Genomic DNA, 16136 nt, shown 5'->3' with positions numbered 1-16136 from the left:
CAGCAGAATGAAAGAATTTACTTAGTTTTTCTATTTTCCAAATATAATCAAACCTATTAAAGAAAATGCTTCATCTATATACTCTTTAATCCTCCATGTAGTACGATCTATAACGGATGAAAAAACATTGCCCCACATAGAGTCGTAAATCTTAAGAAGCCGACCTAAAATATATTTTAAAGAACTACTATCTAAAGAATCTGATGCTCCCTGCAGAGTATTATAAATCGAAAAAAAACCCTCCGTTTGTTTGCTCCCTATTTCTTTCTTTGTATTGATTTCGATCAATGATTCCACCCAATTATCTATCAATTTTGCTTCTTCTTTTTGTAGTTTAAGACTGGCGGCAAAAGTAGCAGCTTGAAGAATTTCTGTTTCTCTGTATCTTTCTAACTCGTTCAAAAACATAGATTCACCTTCTATTCGTGGATTATTAAATTGAAGTACAGAGCTTTGTGGCTAAAAAAAGGGTGTGCGTGTGCGGTTCTTTTTTATTTATTTTCCAACCCCCCTAAGAGAATTGCTGCTATTGCAACCATACTGAAATGATAGATTTTCCTATAAAAAGTAAAACCTTTTTATATAGAAGAATATTGATTTCTAAATCAGTTCACTCCATTTTTATATTGAAATTGTACTACTTATTTTACAAACAGATTACATAGAAGACATCATCCTTACAATAACGTTATAATCTGATGAATTCATACATTTCTGGCAAAGACTTTTGATATAGTACAAGAGTAACAAAAAGTAGTAAAAAAGTTGCTAATGAAAAGGAGTTTATATGATTAAATTACAACCTAAACTATTTGGGAAAATTGCTATCAGTTTACTATTCATTTTTGCGTTAATCGCAAGTACGACTATACCGGGACAAAAAGCTGATGCAGCAAGTAGCAGTTTAGCTGGATTTAAGTATTCAAAAAAAGTTCCTTTGCCTAAAGCTCAACAACAATATCTCTATAAAATGACTAAACAAAGAGGATTGGATTATAAAGAAACGCTGGCAGTGATGCTGCATGAAAGCAATATGAAAGTAAAAGCAAAAGGTGGAAGTAATTACGGATATTTCCAAATTAATAAAATTAACCATAAAAATTTAGCTAAAATTACAAAGACAAAGAACAAACCCTATGATCCTTACGTAAATATGAATTGGGGAACATACATGTTATCCGATTTACAAAAGAAATATAAGAAAAAAGGTTATAAGGGTACTGCTTTAAAAGAAGCTACCTTGAGTGCTTATAACAAAGGTGAAGGTGGATTTAAGAAGTATGGAAAAGCCAAAGCCTACATAAAAAAGCATAACCAATGTCTAGCGAAAGTTAAAAAATGGTTCTAATTAACACTAATTAACAACAGCGTTCGTTTATCGGACGCTGTTGTTATTTGATTAATGAAAGTGCATAAATATCTATAATTATAAGGAACAGTACTATAATGATTAAGGTTTATCGGAAGAATTTTATTTAAACAGCAATTAAAAAGAAGTATCTAGAATCTCGTGTACCAGTAGCTTAGGTCTTCTTTATAGAAACTTTACCTTCTTGATTTCTCTCATTATCCAATTCGACCTGAATCTCAAATGTTCCTTCTTCAAAAAACAATGGAAATCTTCTTCTTATAGATTCTTGCATAGGGAGATTAGAAGCTTCATCTATATGAACCCATACAGGTTTACCCTCGGTTGAGTTTTGCAACAATGTGCCGCTAAAACTAGTAGCTAAATAGTTAAAAATAATATGTCTGTCATGTTTTTCGGGATTGACATACTCATAAAGCCCTTTGTAGACAAGATTACTTACATTTAACCCTGTCTCTTCTTTCACTTCTCTAATAGCGGAATCCGTAAAACTTTCTGGAAACTCTACTTTTCCTCCTGGTGGTATAAATCCCTTGAAATGATCGTGTTGTCTATTTAATAACAGGACATAATCTCCATTCTGAACCAAACAAACAGTCCAAAATTTGTAATGAATAGATTGCTCCAGTTCCACCTAATTCACCTCGATCATCAGTCTTTAATAACTATCGGTATTAAATTTAATTTTACCTTAAAATTCCATAATATCACCAAACTAAATTAGATAAACCAGATTGATCAAAAGATAAAAAAGAATGGAGAAGAAATGAGGGATGTCGGGGATTGAACAAAGTGTTTGGTGGTTTAATCGATCCTTTCCTATCTATATAGACATAAAAAATGGCCGATTTCTAAAAATCGACCATTCTTTTTTTAAATAGCGGTCTGTTCGTATTTAAAAGATGGAACCGTTATAAATTGGTTTTATTTAATTTGAAATTCATTTCTGGATAATAAGCGTTTTTAACCAATACATTTGGACCTAGGCATTTTACTGTCGGGCAATGGCAATTTAATGAATCGGCCAGGCTTGATTTCATCCAATTATTATAGGCGACAGGCAATGACTGCTCCTTAATATTGCCAAGTGGCGGAGTATCTCCAAAGTCAGTTACGATTACATCACCACTAAAGATATTTACATTTAAACGAGATCGTCCGTCAGGGTCGTTCCGAACAGTCACGTTTTTACTTGAATATAATCTTTGCAGTAATTCGAGATCTTCACTGTTTTGGCTGCATGGGTAAAAAGGCAGTGTACCAAACAGCATCCAAACGTTTTCATTACGAATATCCAGAAGATGGTGAATGGCTTTTCTTGTTTCATCCAATGAAAGTGTTTCTAAAGTAGATGCAAAAGAACTAGGGTACATAGGATGCACCTCATGCCTTTGGCAGCCCATTTCTTCAACAATTTGTTTGTGAATATGTTCTAAATGGGGGAGCGTTCTTTTATTGAGCATGGTTTCAGCAGATACGAGTACTCCCGCTTTCGTTAATGCCTGGGAATTGGTAATAATTCTATTAAATAAGACTTCTCGCTGTTCACGAGTTGGTTTTCTTTCCATCATAGCAAAACCGCCATCTATAAAATCATCGATGGTTCCCCAGTTATGTGAAATATGTAAAACATCCAAATAAGGAATAATTGTTTCATATCTCTCTAACGGAAGTGTTAAATTAGAATTTATTTGTGTTCGCACCCCACGTGAGTGTGCATATTTTAATAGAGGCTGAACATAATTTTCAACACTCTTTTTTGAGAGCATAGGTTCACCGCCGGTTATACTGATGGAACGTAAAGCAGGGATTTCTTCCAGACGGTGTAAGATTAGTTCCAAAGGCAGAGCATCAGGATCTTTCGGTTGCAGGGTATATCCAACAGCACAATGCTCACAACGCATATTACATAGAGTTGTGGTTGTAAATTCTATATTAGAAAGGGTTAGCTTTCCATATTGTTCTATATCCATATAGGTTTCCCATGGGTCATAATCCGGGCTTAAAGGCGTTGCTTTTTGTGTGCTTTTCGTGATCATCCTATTACTCCTCATAAAAATTCATATCCCATATTATGGTCATTAATTTAGAAGTATGTCAACATTCTTATAATTGAGATTCTATAAAATTATTAAAATTGAAATGGAGAGAAGACTCGGATAATAGATAAAGGGCATAAGAATATCCTATTAGCTTCAGTGAAAATAAATGATTGGGTTAAGAATGGGTAGGATATGAGGATTTAATCCCCACTTACAGAAATATTTGGTAAAAAGCGGAAAATATATAACGAATATGCTAATTTTATTTTGATGGTAGGCGTTTAATTTATACTTCGAGAGCTAAGGGGAATTTTATAAGTGATAATTCAAGATGGATTAAGAAATTAGTATCTACAATGTAACGGTAAAGTTTAACGCACTGGGGGAGCAAACATTAGGATAATCATAAGAAATTTACTATCGGTTATTATTGTTTCTGTATTAACATCCTTATTTCTTACAGGTACTTCATATATCTTAGGAGAACAAAGTGATAATGTAATTAATTTTTTTTAATTCTTGGCATTTCCATATTCATTCCTGTTTGTTTTTCTTTATGGATTTATAGCATCAATCATTGGAGAAATAATCGCTGGTCTAGTACAGCATAAAAAAGCACGACTTCTAATAAAAATTACAGTATATGGAATGTTTCTTTCAGGATTTTTATTTGTAGCAATGGAGACTAAATTTTTTGCTTATCTTGGGATTGTTGCAGCGATTTTGTATGTAGTAATAGATGAATATCTTAGAAAAAGAACAAACCTAGCTTTTACGGATTCACACTATAATAAAGGATCTGTTGGGAATGACCATATCGATTAATAGAAAAAGGATTTATTGAAATAGCAGAAGCAAAGGTAAGCTTATATGTAAAAATTGTTTTCTGCATTCGAATAGAACTACACCCATTCGAACGAGCGACCCAAATGAGGACATCTCTACTGATTCTTGCAGTGTGTTTTTTAATAAATCAATCGCTTCTTCTGTTTATTCTATAGACATTAGATGTAACTATAGCATAAAAAACCTCCATTACAGTAATCTCCTTATATAAGCCTATTGTACCAATTTTTGAAGAGAATAGTTATTATTGTAAACATCATAATAAGCATTTAAAATGTGTAAAGTATTTAAAATGTTTACTATAGTAATAGAGAAAGAGAAGGGAGATTTAGAGAATGCAACAAGTTACATCTATAGAAGAATTTGATAATCAAATAAAAAGCGATAAACTAACAGTAAATATATTTACGACTACTTGGTGTCCAGATTGTAAACGACTTGATTTATTTATTGACGAAATTATTACGGAGCATCAAGATAAACAATGGTTTACAATTGATAAAGATGAATTACCCGAATTGGCAGAAAAAGAAAATGTTATGGGAATTCCGTCCTTATTAGTTTATAAAAATGGAGAAAAAATAGCTCATTTACATAGCGCTAATGCTAAAACGCCTGATCAAGTCAGAGATTTTTTAAGCAATTTCTAAAAAAGAGGTTAACCAATCATCTCTATTGCTGAGAAAAATTATCCAGGCATAAAGTAGATTAAATAAAGAGCATAACAGATTAGAATATCATATCTGTTATGCTCTTTATTATTGGCTTTATTCGTATATATTATTGCTTTTGCACCTATTTTACATAGTTTGCTTTATAAGAGAAGTAGATATGTATAGTACGTCTCAAACTAGGTTGGTCTAATATGGATGCTTCTCATTGAATGGGAATGGATTCTATAGCCAGTGAGAACGTTCTGATTAAACTTTTTGAATATAATCACTCAGTAGCGAGTGGAGAGGGATTCGATCCGCTAAGCTGTTCGCTCCCTAGAGAAGGACCTTAGCATGCAAATGAAAAATATCTATCACTATATAATGTAAATAAACGAGAATATAAGGAGTAACTGAAGAAAATAAACGGAACGAAATCTTTAAATATTGCATTTTTAATACTGATAATATCTGTCCTATCAGCTTGTGTTTCAAATCCCGATTTCGAGTTATACGAAGGAAATGCCTTACGGATAGCTGTTGTTGGAGAAAAACCGGAAGTGAAAGAAGAACAAGTGGAATTTACAGAAATTTCATTTGGAGAAATGACAAACAAAGAAATGAACTCTTATGATGCTGTCATTATTTCGGAAAATAACCTTTTGAAGCTGCTGAAAGTCAATATGCAGATTTTTACTTAAATTCTGCTATCCCTTACTTTTTTATGAGAACAAATCATTATGCCTCTTTTACTGAAAAAGATTTGGAATACGATAAAATAATGAATTGGACTTCAGGTAATAGTTATGCTGTTGGAATTTTTACAACACAAGATGATGATACATTAAAAAAGTGGGGATATGGTTTATATAATGATGAAAAAAATGATGAACATATAAAAGATGTATATTCCAGGATTTTCAAGACAATAGATGAACTAAATTCAAATGAATAATCCTAATAATATAAATTGGGGCGTTAGATCAATAATGGAGACAGCTATAGTCGGCTGTCTCCATTATTGATTTATTAGCAACAAATGTCTGGACAGAGCCCTGTTATTTAAGCTGAATTACAGTAGTATAATATTTGAAGTAATTTAGTCTAATTTATGGATTTCCTGATAATTGGATAATTCATAACAAGAATATCGACTTAATCATTGCGAAATAGTGAATTATAGGGTTAGATTATTAGTCTTATCCTCTCTATTAACAAAGTTTTAGTTTTCGCTCATTTTACCTCTATCTTTTCAGAAAAATTATTGTACAATATATAGGCATTGATTGATATTAAATGTGAAGTGAGTTGACGAAAGTGGCAGTAGACAAAAATAAGATTATTATTGATGCCAGTCTTCTGGCCGGGCGTATTATGCTGGAAAACGGAGCGGAAACGAGCCGGGTAGAGGATACAATGGAAAGAATGATTAGTACTTCACTAGGAATAAAGCATGGAACAAATGCATTTACATATGTGACAGTTAATGGAATTTTTGTGAATATAGGCTTGGACAATACGAATTTCGTTAGAATCGATAATCGGGATCATAATCTTGAAAAGGTAACGAAGGTCAATCAAATATCAAGAATGTATTCAGAAGGCCGTCTGACAATTGAGGAAGTTCTTTCGGAACTGAAAGCAGTGGATCAGGACCCGCTTGACTACCCCTTATGGTTCAGACTTATTTGTACAGCTGTATTGAGCGGAAGCGTTATGCTGATTATGAATGGCACATTTGTGGATTTACCGGCTAGTATGATTGGTGGCCTTTTGTGTTATATAACCTATTTAATTGGCTTTAAAATAATGAAAACACCATTCATAGTGGAATACATAGCTGCTTTTTTGGGTGGGATTGTTGCCTATTATATTAACAGTATAATGGGAAGTCATTTAAATTCCGTCATGATAGGGACGGTTGCACCGCTTGTACCTGGAATTGCGATGACCAATGCTATTCGCGATATGATGGCAAAGCATTATCTCTCAGGAACAATCCGGTTAGTGGAGGCTGTCTTCATTGCGGGTGCGATTGGTACGGGTATTGCTACCGTCTATTATTTATTTATCAATTAGGAGGCGGAAATAGTGAATCAGACCCTTATTCATATGGTTTTTAGCTTTCTATCATCGATATCCTTCGCAGTTATTTGTAATGTTCCGCGCAAGTCTATACCAATAGGAGGACTTGTAGGGATGTGCGGTTGGATGGGATACTGGATTTTAAGCACGGAAGGGTACGGCGTATTTCTATCCAGTATAGTGTGTTCGTTGTTATTAGCCTTTGCCGGACAAATCTCTGCACGAATTTTTAAGATGCCGCTGACTGTCTTTTATGTACCGGGACTGGTGCCAATCGTTCCGGGAATAACAGCTTTTCAGGCATTTCGTTTATTAACACTACAGGACTATGATGGTGCGCTAATCGGATTTTTAAATGTTGGTTACTGTGCAGTTGGGATTGCAATTGGACTGGTTTTATCTGATATCCTATTTAAGAGCAGTTTATATATGATTAAAAATTTCAAGATAGTTCGTTAAGGCAGTATGATAATAATCATACTGTTTTTTAGTGGAGTTAATTAGGAGAGAAAATTATCTAGTGGAATAGGTTCCTTTAAATGAATATATGATAAAAATGGAAGAAATGTTGCTAGATTAGAAATTCATGAACCGAGCTAAATAAACAATAAAGGACGTTCCAGAAAAAGGGTTGGTTCTTTATTGTTTATTTTTTTGCTGGTTATGATAAAATTAAATTGGAATATTTTCCAATATTGCTATGCTAAATGATTTTTATTGGAGCCAAATAAGGCTTAATGATATCCATCAGGCATTCAATAAATAAAGGATCGTCATTGGCAGCTTCTATATAATGATATTTTTCACCGCCGTTTTCCATAAAAATAGTATGATTCTCAACCTGAAGTTCTTCCAGTGTTTCCAGGCAATCTACTGTAAAACTGGGAGCGAGAATGTGAATATGTTTAGAACCGCTTTTGGCAAGATGACGTAACGTTTCACTGGTTGAAGGTTCAAGCCAAGGTTCCTTACCAAATTTAGATTGATAGCATGTAATGATAGTGTGATCTGGCAATTCTTTTTTTAGAGCTTGAATGGTTTTTAAGCATTGGTATGGATAATCGTCACCATCAGATACATATCTTTTAGGTATGCCATGATAGGACAGGACTACCGCATCAGGGTGGCCATGTTCTTTTGTGCATAGTTCAATACGCGTTTTTAATAATTTAATCCATATTGGATGATCAGGGTAGTCACGTATAAATATTACTTCCGGGATATCTCTCCATTTAGATAATGTTTGGTTCAAATGATCCCATACAGATCCTGTAGTAGTGGAGGAATATTGCGGAAATAAAGGCACGACAATTAATCGGCGCATTCCCCATTTATGCAGCTTTTCTAATTCATCCTTTATAGATGGTTTACCATAATTCATAGCAAGTGAGACTTTAATATTAGAATGTGCGAATTGTTTCTCTAATTCTTGTTTTTGTTTAATAGAGATGGTTAATAAAGGTGATCCTTCATTCGTCCATATAGATTGGTAGAGCTTTGCGGTTTTCGGCGGCCGTGTTCTCAGAATAATTCCGTGCAGGACAGGCATCCATTTCCACCTAGGTAAATCAATTACTCTACTGTCACTTAGAAATTCTTTTAAATACGAACGTACAGAGGACGTGGTTGGTTGATCAGGTGTACCCAAGTTAACTAAAAGAATAGCTGTCTTTTCCATATCCATTCTCCTGCCGTATAATAATATTGTTATTATTATTATTATTATTTTAATATATATATAATTTATATTACAAAACTTTTTGTACAAAAACGTACTATTTGACTCAATTGTTACAGTCCCAGATAAAAGGAGTGTGTATATTGCTTGTTCTAAATCAAAAAATACTCGCAAAGACCATTCGGATGATGGAACGTAAGATGGTACAGGCCTCCTTCCTGAAACCTAGTATAAAACCTAACGTTGAAAGGGAGGAGCGGTTGATTGAAACAAATTTAGGAAATACTCGCGTCATTACATATCGGCCAAACCGGAATACAGAGGGACCATTACCCGTTTTTGTGAATATGCATGGCGGTGGATTTGTGATGGGAAGTGCTGAATTGGATGATGCGTGGTGTCCTGTGATAGCGGACCGAGCCAGTTGTTTAGTAGTGAATATTGATTATCATCTGGCACCAGAATACAAATTTCCTGCTGCAATATATGAATGCTATGATATTCTGAAATGGCTTTATGAGAACCCCAATGTCCTTCAGGTAGACAATAAGCGAATAGCAGTTGGGGGACATAGTGCAGGTGGGAATTTAGCAGCTGCTCTTTGTTTGCTGAACAAGGAGAGAGAGCAGATTCCTTTAGTGAAGCAAATCCTTAATTATCCACCGCTGGACCTTGCTACTGATCCGGACCTGAAATTCAAGCATAAAAAAGCCATACCACCCAGACTGGCAAAACTGTTTAATGAATCCTATTTAAAATCAATGAAAGATGCGGAAAACCCATTGGTCTCTCCTGTATATGCTGAGGATTTGGAAGACTTGCCGCCTGCTTTAATCATCACTGCTGAATTTGACTCTCTTGCAGATGAAGCCGACTACTATGCAAGCCAGCTTGAAGAAGCTGGGGTGACAGTCAAGAAGAAGAGGTACATGGAAGCTGCACATGCATTTACTCATACAGGTGAATTGAAACAGGCTGAAGAGGCATGGCACTTAATTAGTGATGAATTAAAAGAGGCCTTTTCCTAGATTAATGCTGGGCTTACGCTGTCCTGATGATTTTTGATAAATCTATATAAATAAATCGAAAAACAATGGCGGTTCAATTCATTTAGAGTTGGACTGCTTCTTTTTATAAGCACATATCCTTAAACATATTTATTAAAAAAGTTCATAATAATGTTATTAAATGGATATATATACATGAATGATGGATTTTATTAATAATAAGGCTGTTTTGTATAGTTTGTGCCCTGTATAAATGGGTATAATTGATTTAAGGATAATATTGGAAATTATCTCTATTGGTTCCATTGGCTTGAATCAGGAAAAGATTTAGGATTTAATAAACGCGTGGAACAAATGTTTATTTCAAAAAAATCTAATTATAAAACAGTTGGAATGTTGAGAAATGCATAAAAAGACCTTGATATGTGTGATCACCTTAAAGAGATATCTAAATATTTTTCATATCTTTGCTTTTCAATGTTCAGTTCATATATTCTAATAAAATCTACTGTAAAATTAGGGTACGGTTTCAACTCTCTATCTGCTATTTTTTCCATTTCTATTAGTTCTTTTTTAGAGAGCCCAGTAGAAATATTTCCACCGTATTTTTCTTTCCCCAGAGTTAAGTGAGGTACAAAGGCATCAAGTTCAAAATACTGTTTTATTAAGTCTTCTGACGGTGAAATCTCATTAATGATTTTTTGATGCAATTTGTGTAAGTTAGTTGAGTTAACACCTCAAATATAAAACGCTATCTCCAAAATAGTTGGGCTTATCTAATGATACTTGAAAAGGTTTGAAGGTATCGCATACGGTTTGTACCTTATCAATCCATTGTTTATCTGGAGTTAGTCCTCCTTGTGCTTTCAATGTTATGTGTGGTTCTACACCCGATTGTTTAATCCATTTACTTTGAAAATGCTCAATACGTTCCAAATATTCTTCAGGTGGAACAATCCCTATAAAATACTCCAAATTCATTCTTCTTTACACCCTTATTTTCAGTTTTAATTATTTTAACAGAAAATTCCGAACATGCAAATGGAATTATTACGTGAAAAACAACAGCCATAAAAAAGATGCTATTCATATACTTTTAATGAGACAAAGAAACTTTAACTGTCTCGAAGTTTAAGACTTTAATATAAAATTTGTATTCAATTATATCTTCAATAGTCCTTATGAGGATTAGCTTCTAAAATGTTATATACCGATAATCAACCAGTCTATTCATATACTTTACAGATGTCATAAATAATAAAAGATGGGAGAGGGTTATTGTGCCTGGCTGTAGTAACGATTTTTATATAGCAATTGGCGGTAATATTGTTGCTCAGATAGAATTTGTGGCAGATGAGCAAGAGGTATCTGAACAAGGGAGTATCATCATTAATCATACATTAGTTGCAAATAGCTACAGGGGGAAAGGTTTGGGCAAGGCATTAGTAAACCGTGTAGTATTGCATGCAAGAAATGAAAATAAATATATTAAGCCCGTTTGTCCATTTGCAAAAATGATGCTTGAAAATAAAAAAGAATATCAGGATGTTTTAATGTAATCCAATAATCTAAAATGTACACACCTATTTCACTTCCTTATTTGCAAAAGTAAGGATTTTTGTTTTTAAAATATGGATATACAAAATCTGTTTGGGCCGAGGTACTTCTTGTTTTGCTGACATTAAAGAGGCTTTCACCCCTTTATGTTAATGATTTGTTATTTCGAATACAGATTTTTACGAAAAGCAGAAATAGTAGATATTCCGTCCTCCAAAAAGTATGATAAAAGTATAGAAATAACAAAATATGGCGATGCATGGAGTGGGAGTGTGAATAGGTAATGAAAGTAATAGGATTATCAGGTTCCATAATTGGTGAAAAAACACCTAAATCAGTGGAAGAGGTATTGGCAGCTGTAAACAAAATAGATAATCAATTAGATACAGAATTAATAGATCTTAGAAATTATAATGTGGAATTTGTAAGAGGCATTCCTTTTTCATCCTATAATCAGGATACCCGAACGGTAGTCAATAAACTAAACGATGCGGATATTATAATAATTGGTACACCCATTTATCAGGCGTCGATACCGGGTGTTCTAAAAAATCTATTTGATCATTTAGCTCCGGATTGTTTTAAAGGAAAAGTGGTAGGAATTGTTACGAATGGAGGATCTGAAAAACACTTTTTAGTAACTGAGTACCAATTAAAACCGATATTATCTTATTTCAAAGCGATAATACCATTTAATAATGTATTTTTACATACAAGCTGCTTTGGACCTGGCAATAAAATTGTAAATGAAGAGGAGAATAATAGGATCCAAGCATTGGCTCAGGAAGTTATTGATTTAAAGGAGATTCACTAAAATTTTATCAGATCCTCTAACTAAATGTGAATGAGAAAAATGGTATCTGCATTCCTAGCATTTCAATAGAATATAGAGCATTCAAGATAAAGATAGGAGTAGACGACTTACTAAGACATAAAAAAGTAAGAGATTTTCTTCCTACAGAGAATTGGATGAAGAGATTGAATTGATTTTTAAACTGCTCAATCTCTTTTTCATTCAATTTATATGAAAGGGTTAATTGTGTTTATTAAAATCAGATGAATAGTTTGAAATATCGCTTATTAATGATTTATCTTCATTGATATCCAATGTACGAAGTTTCATAATTAAATGTACGCGTCGTTTATAAAAATCTTTGTGTGATATGGACCGGTTATCATAGTACATTTGATAATTTTTTCTCAATTCATTTAATAATTCATTATATTTTTTTTGAGCGCACACTATATCACCTTCTTTCCTCATGATGTTATATTTAAATAATATCACAAAAGATTCTGTTAATTCACCGTTAAAATTTTTCCACATTCAAAATATTATGTAAATTATAACCCTTAAGACTAATGGTTAGTATCAAGTTCCTGTTAAAGGTAGAATCCTATTTAGAATTAGACCGAGATTGTTTATAGTAAAAATTGTATCACGACGAATTTCCTTTCGTAGGTTCCAACCTTCGCATAGAATGACATTCAAAAAAGCTTCAGGTAATGATAAATGGTCTAAAATAGACCATGATATCAAAGAGAAAAACTTACTGCCTTTTAAAGAGAGGCGAGGCTGGGACAAGTATTTCAGTTAATGATAAACCCAAACTATTAGGTGATATTTCAATTGGATATTCGCCGGCTAGGTTGCGTTTTAATTGTCTTCAATAGAAAGGTTCATTCTGCATACGATTATTCATATCAAGTGGAATGGAACGGAAGCCACTCGACTCCTTGGGAAGTAGAGGAGGCTTAAGACCCAGCAGGCTCAGCCGAGGAAGCGCCCAATGGAACAGACTTTTTTCTCAAACTTAACTCTTTAATAAGCAACAAAGTCTAGTAAGATTAATTTAGATATCGTTCGTCTACAGGATTGTTTTCAAGTTATTTCCCAGCCTCGTTTTTTTATTTGCTTATCTATAATACTCTCACAGCGAACGATTATGATTATTGGAATTTAGATGATAGAAGAATGAAGATTTAATATAGGACGGTTCTCTTCAACGATTTAATGTGGTACGTAAATATAATTTGTCTAAAAAGGCAGTGCAACAGGCCATAAATGACTGCCGCACTGCCTTTTAAATAGATTTGTATCATAAATGTTATTTCTAAAGTGGATTTTACGAATCATTGTTTACTTCGGAATAAGCTCCTAGAAATTGAGCTAACACTTCTTTGTTTTGAGATATATCTGCGAGTGTATAGCCATCTAATACGTTTAAAAAAGCATACAATGCTTTATTTAAAATACCTCTCAACGTACAAACAGGAGAGATGGGACATGTATTATGATCAGAAAAACACTCAACTATGTTAAAATCTTCTTCAGTTTTTCTTACTAAACCCCCGATATTGATTTCATGAGGTTTCATTGCCAGTCTCATGCCGCCATTACGCCCACGTATTGTTTCTATATAACCTAACTTGCCCAGCTGGTATATAATTTTCATTAAATGATTTTTGGATATGCCATAGGCATCAGCAATTTCTTTTATATTTACTAATCGATCGGGATGACTTGCCAAGTACATAAGCACCCTGATGGAATAGTCACTGAAATTTGTTAATCGCATAGTCACGCCCCGCTTCAGATTATCTACTCATCTTTAATACTACCATACATAAATAGGCTTCCAAAGAAAGTTCACAGAAAAGATGTATCTGAAATATTGCTTTTACTTTCCAATAGAGTAAAATTAAAGATGTATTTCAAATACATCTTTAAAAGGGGATTTTTATATGTTGTCTACTCAAACAATCGAAATTGTGAAATCAACTGCACCAATATTGGAAACAAGGGGTAAGGAAATAACTACGGTATTTTATAAAACGATGTTTGAAGCACATCCTGAGCTTTTGAATATTTTTAATCATGCAAATCAAAAAAGAGGCAGACAGCAGACTGCATTAGCAAATACGGTAACAGCTGCGGCCTATTATATCGATCAATTGGAAGTGCTTCTGCCGGTTGTAAAACAAATTGCACATAAACACCGTAGTTTAATGATTAAACCTGAGCATTATCCGATTGTAGGAAAATATTTATTGTTGGCTATTAAAAAAGTATTAGGTGATGCGGCTACAGATGATATTTTAAAAGCGTGGGAAGAGGCCTATGGGGCAATCGCTGATATCTTCATAGGGGTTGAACGTGAAATGTATGAAGAAGCGGAAAATAAGGTTGGTGGTTGGAGAGACTATCGAGAATTTGAAGTCATAAAGAAAGTGAGGGAAAGTGACGGTATTACTTCCTTCTATTTAAAACCAACCGATGGGCTGGCAATACCCGAATTTGAACCGGGCCAATATATAACTGTTCGGGTTCAAATTCCAGGAGAACAGTTTATGATGAATCGCCAATATAGCTTAACGAATGTATCCAATGGTGAATACTATCGAATTTCTGTAAAAAGTGAAAGTATGCATGACAATCCTGATGGTAAAGTATCTAATTACCTGCATAAGGAAGTTTGTACGGGTGATATAGTACAACTAACGGTACCAGCGGGAGATTTTACTTTAGAAGAGGACACCGAGCCAATTACCTTTATAGCTGCCGGAGTAGGGATAACGCCATTTATTAGTATGTTGAATACACTTTATAAACAGGAATCATTAAGAAAAATTACTTTGATACACGCGTTTAAAAACAGGAAGCTTCAAGCATTTGCTGATGAGCTCTCCATGTTAAACAGGCAAATGCATGATATGACAATCAACTTTTATAATGAAGAAGCTGATGTAATCGAGGAGAATTATAAAATAGGCAGAATCAATGAAGAGGTATTGAGGCAATTAGATCAGAATGGAATTTTCTATGTTTGTGGGCCAGTCGAATTTATGCAAGGTGTCATTCAAATGCTTTATAAACTAGGCGTACCGCAAGAAAAAGTACGGTTTGAATTTTTTGGACCTTCCATGAAAATCGAAACAGTAACAGAAAAAGTGTGAAAAAAACATGCTGGGAAGTTTATTCCTGGCATATTTTTTATAAATTCCTCGTCTGTTAAACTCTTTGTTGTGAAAATCAGCAGAGAATATGTTTTGTCTCCGTAACTCACCATGATTTTATTATTCTATAACGATCCCAAACATTACTAAAAGTGTGCGCTGAATTGATTGGTTTAATAGATTAAAAGAGGGGAGGATGGTAAAGGAATATACAGAGATAAAGATTATAAAAAACAATAAGAAGAATTCCTCAAGCACCTTTAGTGCGTTTGTTGATCAGGTATTAATTACCGTCATTTGTTTAGTGAAAGACATTCAAATGAAGTGCCTAAGGATTAATCTAATACTTCTTGCCTTAAATCGGTATGTTCAGAGACACAACTATCTCAGCTGGTTAACCCTAAATGATTAATCTGCAGCTGTACACAAAAACCAGGTTTCTTTTAGTCTATATGTACATTTCATATGTTTGCATTGACATTTCATAAAGGTAGCTGATTGAATGGCTAGATAGTCAGTATACTTAATAAAAGGATCACCCGATAAAATCAGTCTCTATTCATATCGGTTAATAATTTGGTGTCGTGTATAATATGTACCGTAGCGAAACAAGAATTTCAATTGTAATTGACTCTCATTGATACAGAAATAATAAACAGTGTTAGTCGAATTTGACTCTTTTTTATAATTAATTGATAAAGAGCTTGCAACATTTTCTATATAATGTTCCATTTCCATCCGTTTAATTATGTGGCTGCCTAATAATTTCTGTTTCTTAAACGAATCTAATCTGTCTAATAGTTCCTTCTTTATTAGTATACAATCTTCCATATTTATAGGTAATCATCCCCTGTTTTTTTGAATTTATTCATAAAAAAAGCCAGAAAAGGACAAATTTATTAATCCTTTCCTGACTTATGTATGGTTCTATGCCCACTCATT

General features: G+C 33.7%; 18 protein-coding genes. 11 read left to right on the top strand and 7 right to left on the bottom strand.

Annotated features, from left to right (window positions below; all coding sequences use genetic code 11):
• Positions 1 to 30 precede the first annotated feature (30 nt).
• Positions 31 to 402: a hypothetical protein gene (locus FHY45_RS01090; protein WP_139891192.1), complete on the bottom strand. Its 372-nt coding sequence runs from the start codon at positions 400 to 402 to the stop codon at positions 31 to 33.
• A 385-nt stretch (positions 403 to 787) separates the two neighbouring features.
• On the opposite strand from FHY45_RS01090, the gene FHY45_RS01085 reads away from it, so the two are divergent.
• The gene (locus tag FHY45_RS01085) at positions 788 to 1348 is read left to right on the top strand and encodes a transglycosylase SLT domain-containing protein (RefSeq protein ID WP_066100133.1); all 561 of its coding nucleotides are present in this window, start codon (positions 788 to 790) and stop codon (positions 1346 to 1348) included.
• 175 nt (positions 1349 to 1523) lie between these two features.
• Here FHY45_RS01085 and FHY45_RS01080 read toward each other — a convergent pair whose 3' ends face one another.
• Both FHY45_RS01080 and yfkAB read right to left on the bottom strand, forming a co-directional pair.
• The gene (locus FHY45_RS01080; protein WP_180349930.1) at positions 1524 to 1997 is read right to left on the bottom strand and encodes an 8-oxo-dGTP diphosphatase; all 474 of its coding nucleotides are present in this window, start codon (positions 1995 to 1997) and stop codon (positions 1524 to 1526) included.
• 283 nt (positions 1998 to 2280) lie between these two features.
• Entirely contained in the window at positions 2281 to 3408 is a 1128-nt protein-coding gene (yfkAB, locus tag FHY45_RS01075) for a radical SAM/CxCxxxxC motif protein YfkAB (protein ID WP_139891191.1), read from the bottom strand.
• Positions 3409 to 4089: 681 nt separating this feature from the next.
• Here yfkAB and FHY45_RS20395 point away from each other — a divergent pair.
• The 6 genes from FHY45_RS20395 to FHY45_RS01055 all read left to right on the top strand — a co-directional run bounded on the left by FHY45_RS20395 (position 4090) and on the right by FHY45_RS01055 (position 7454).
• Positions 4090 to 4236: a hypothetical protein gene (locus FHY45_RS20395; RefSeq protein WP_180349910.1), complete on the top strand. Its 147-nt coding sequence runs from the start codon at positions 4090 to 4092 to the stop codon at positions 4234 to 4236.
• A gap of 356 nt (positions 4237 to 4592) precedes the next feature.
• Positions 4593 to 4907, top strand: coding sequence for a thioredoxin family protein (locus FHY45_RS01070; RefSeq protein WP_066100123.1), 315 nt, complete (start codon positions 4593 to 4595; stop codon positions 4905 to 4907).
• 563 nt (positions 4908 to 5470) lie between these two features.
• The gene (locus FHY45_RS20725; protein ID WP_257468937.1) at positions 5471 to 5611 is read left to right on the top strand and encodes a hypothetical protein; all 141 of its coding nucleotides are present in this window, start codon (positions 5471 to 5473) and stop codon (positions 5609 to 5611) included.
• 80 nt (positions 5612 to 5691) lie between these two features.
• On the top strand, positions 5692 to 5865 hold the full coding sequence (locus FHY45_RS20720; protein ID WP_225983678.1) for a hypothetical protein: 174 nt from the start codon (positions 5692 to 5694) through the stop codon (positions 5863 to 5865).
• 362 nt (positions 5866 to 6227) lie between these two features.
• On the top strand, positions 6228 to 6989 hold the full coding sequence (locus FHY45_RS01060) for a threonine/serine exporter family protein (RefSeq protein WP_225983679.1): 762 nt from the start codon (positions 6228 to 6230) through the stop codon (positions 6987 to 6989).
• 12 nt (positions 6990 to 7001) lie between these two features.
• Positions 7002 to 7454: a threonine/serine exporter family protein gene (locus FHY45_RS01055; protein ID WP_257468936.1), complete on the top strand. Its 453-nt coding sequence runs from the start codon at positions 7002 to 7004 to the stop codon at positions 7452 to 7454.
• Between the two features lie 244 nt (positions 7455 to 7698).
• On the opposite strand, the gene hemH is transcribed toward FHY45_RS01055, so the two are convergent.
• Positions 7699 to 8673: a ferrochelatase gene (hemH, locus tag FHY45_RS01050; protein ID WP_218975777.1), complete on the bottom strand. Its 975-nt coding sequence runs from the start codon at positions 8671 to 8673 to the stop codon at positions 7699 to 7701.
• Positions 8674 to 8807: 134 nt separating this feature from the next.
• Here hemH and FHY45_RS01045 point away from each other — a divergent pair, with 134 nt between their 5' ends.
• A complete protein-coding gene (locus tag FHY45_RS01045; protein ID WP_373925461.1) occupies positions 8808 to 9701 on the top strand; it encodes an alpha/beta hydrolase in 894 nt (297 codons plus the stop codon).
• A gap of 410 nt (positions 9702 to 10111) precedes the next feature.
• On the opposite strand, the gene FHY45_RS21080 is transcribed toward FHY45_RS01045, so the two are convergent.
• Complete coding sequence (locus FHY45_RS21080; protein WP_306821534.1) at positions 10112 to 10390, bottom strand: hypothetical protein; 279 nt, start codon at positions 10388 to 10390, stop codon at positions 10112 to 10114.
• 19 nt (positions 10391 to 10409) lie between these two features.
• Positions 10410 to 10661 carry a 2'-5' RNA ligase family protein gene (locus FHY45_RS21075; protein WP_306821533.1) on the bottom strand — a complete coding sequence of 84 codons (252 nt, stop codon included), beginning with the start codon at positions 10659 to 10661 and terminating at the stop codon, positions 10410 to 10412.
• 251 nt (positions 10662 to 10912) lie between these two features.
• Here FHY45_RS21075 and FHY45_RS01035 point away from each other — a divergent pair, with 251 nt between their 5' ends.
• On the top strand, positions 10913 to 11239 hold the full coding sequence (locus FHY45_RS01035) for a GNAT family N-acetyltransferase (protein ID WP_077247930.1): 327 nt from the start codon (positions 10913 to 10915) through the stop codon (positions 11237 to 11239).
• 281 nt (positions 11240 to 11520) lie between these two features.
• Positions 11521 to 12051: an NADPH-dependent FMN reductase gene (locus tag FHY45_RS01030; protein WP_066100107.1), complete on the top strand. Its 531-nt coding sequence runs from the start codon at positions 11521 to 11523 to the stop codon at positions 12049 to 12051.
• A gap of 1312 nt (positions 12052 to 13363) precedes the next feature.
• Here FHY45_RS01030 and FHY45_RS01025 read toward each other — a convergent pair.
• A complete protein-coding gene (locus FHY45_RS01025; protein ID WP_066100101.1) occupies positions 13364 to 13816 on the bottom strand; it encodes an RrF2 family transcriptional regulator in 453 nt (150 codons plus the stop codon).
• Between the two features lie 166 nt (positions 13817 to 13982).
• On the opposite strand from FHY45_RS01025, the gene hmpA reads away from it, so the two are divergent.
• Positions 13983 to 15194, top strand: coding sequence for an NO-inducible flavohemoprotein (gene hmpA / locus FHY45_RS01020; protein ID WP_066100099.1), 1212 nt, complete (start codon positions 13983 to 13985; stop codon positions 15192 to 15194).
• Positions 15195 to 16136 lie beyond the last annotated feature (942 nt).

It is taken from the genome of Bacillus sp. D386, assembly GCF_006346415.1.
The sequence above is the reverse complement of the archived record's forward strand: the minus strand, read 5'-3'. Positions and strand labels throughout refer to the sequence as shown.

What these genes read in the sequence shown, in the direction of transcription:
- FHY45_RS01085 (WP_066100133.1), top strand. Translation starts at nt 788, where the DNA reads ATGATTAAATTACAACCTAAACTATTTGGGAAAATTGCTATCAGTTTA.
- yfkAB (WP_139891191.1), bottom strand. Translation starts at nt 3,408, where the DNA reads ATGATCACGAAAAGCACACAAAAAGCAACGCCTTTAAGCCCGGATTAT.
- FHY45_RS20395 (WP_180349910.1), top strand. Translation starts at nt 4,090, where the DNA reads ATGGAGACTAAATTTTTTGCTTATCTTGGGATTGTTGCAGCGATTTTG.
- FHY45_RS01070 (WP_066100123.1), top strand. Translation starts at nt 4,593, where the DNA reads ATGCAACAAGTTACATCTATAGAAGAATTTGATAATCAAATAAAAAGC.
- FHY45_RS20720 (WP_225983678.1), top strand. Translation starts at nt 5,692, where the DNA reads ATGAATTGGACTTCAGGTAATAGTTATGCTGTTGGAATTTTTACAACA.
- hemH (WP_218975777.1), bottom strand. Translation starts at nt 8,673, where the DNA reads ATGGAAAAGACAGCTATTCTTTTAGTTAACTTGGGTACACCTGATCAA.
- FHY45_RS21075 (WP_306821533.1), bottom strand. Translation starts at nt 10,661, where the DNA reads ATGAATTTGGAGTATTTTATAGGGATTGTTCCACCTGAAGAATATTTG.
- FHY45_RS01030 (WP_066100107.1), top strand. Translation starts at nt 11,521, where the DNA reads ATGAAAGTAATAGGATTATCAGGTTCCATAATTGGTGAAAAAACACCT.
- FHY45_RS01025 (WP_066100101.1), bottom strand. Translation starts at nt 13,816, where the DNA reads ATGCGATTAACAAATTTCAGTGACTATTCCATCAGGGTGCTTATGTAC.
- hmpA (WP_066100099.1), top strand. Translation starts at nt 13,983, where the DNA reads ATGTTGTCTACTCAAACAATCGAAATTGTGAAATCAACTGCACCAATA.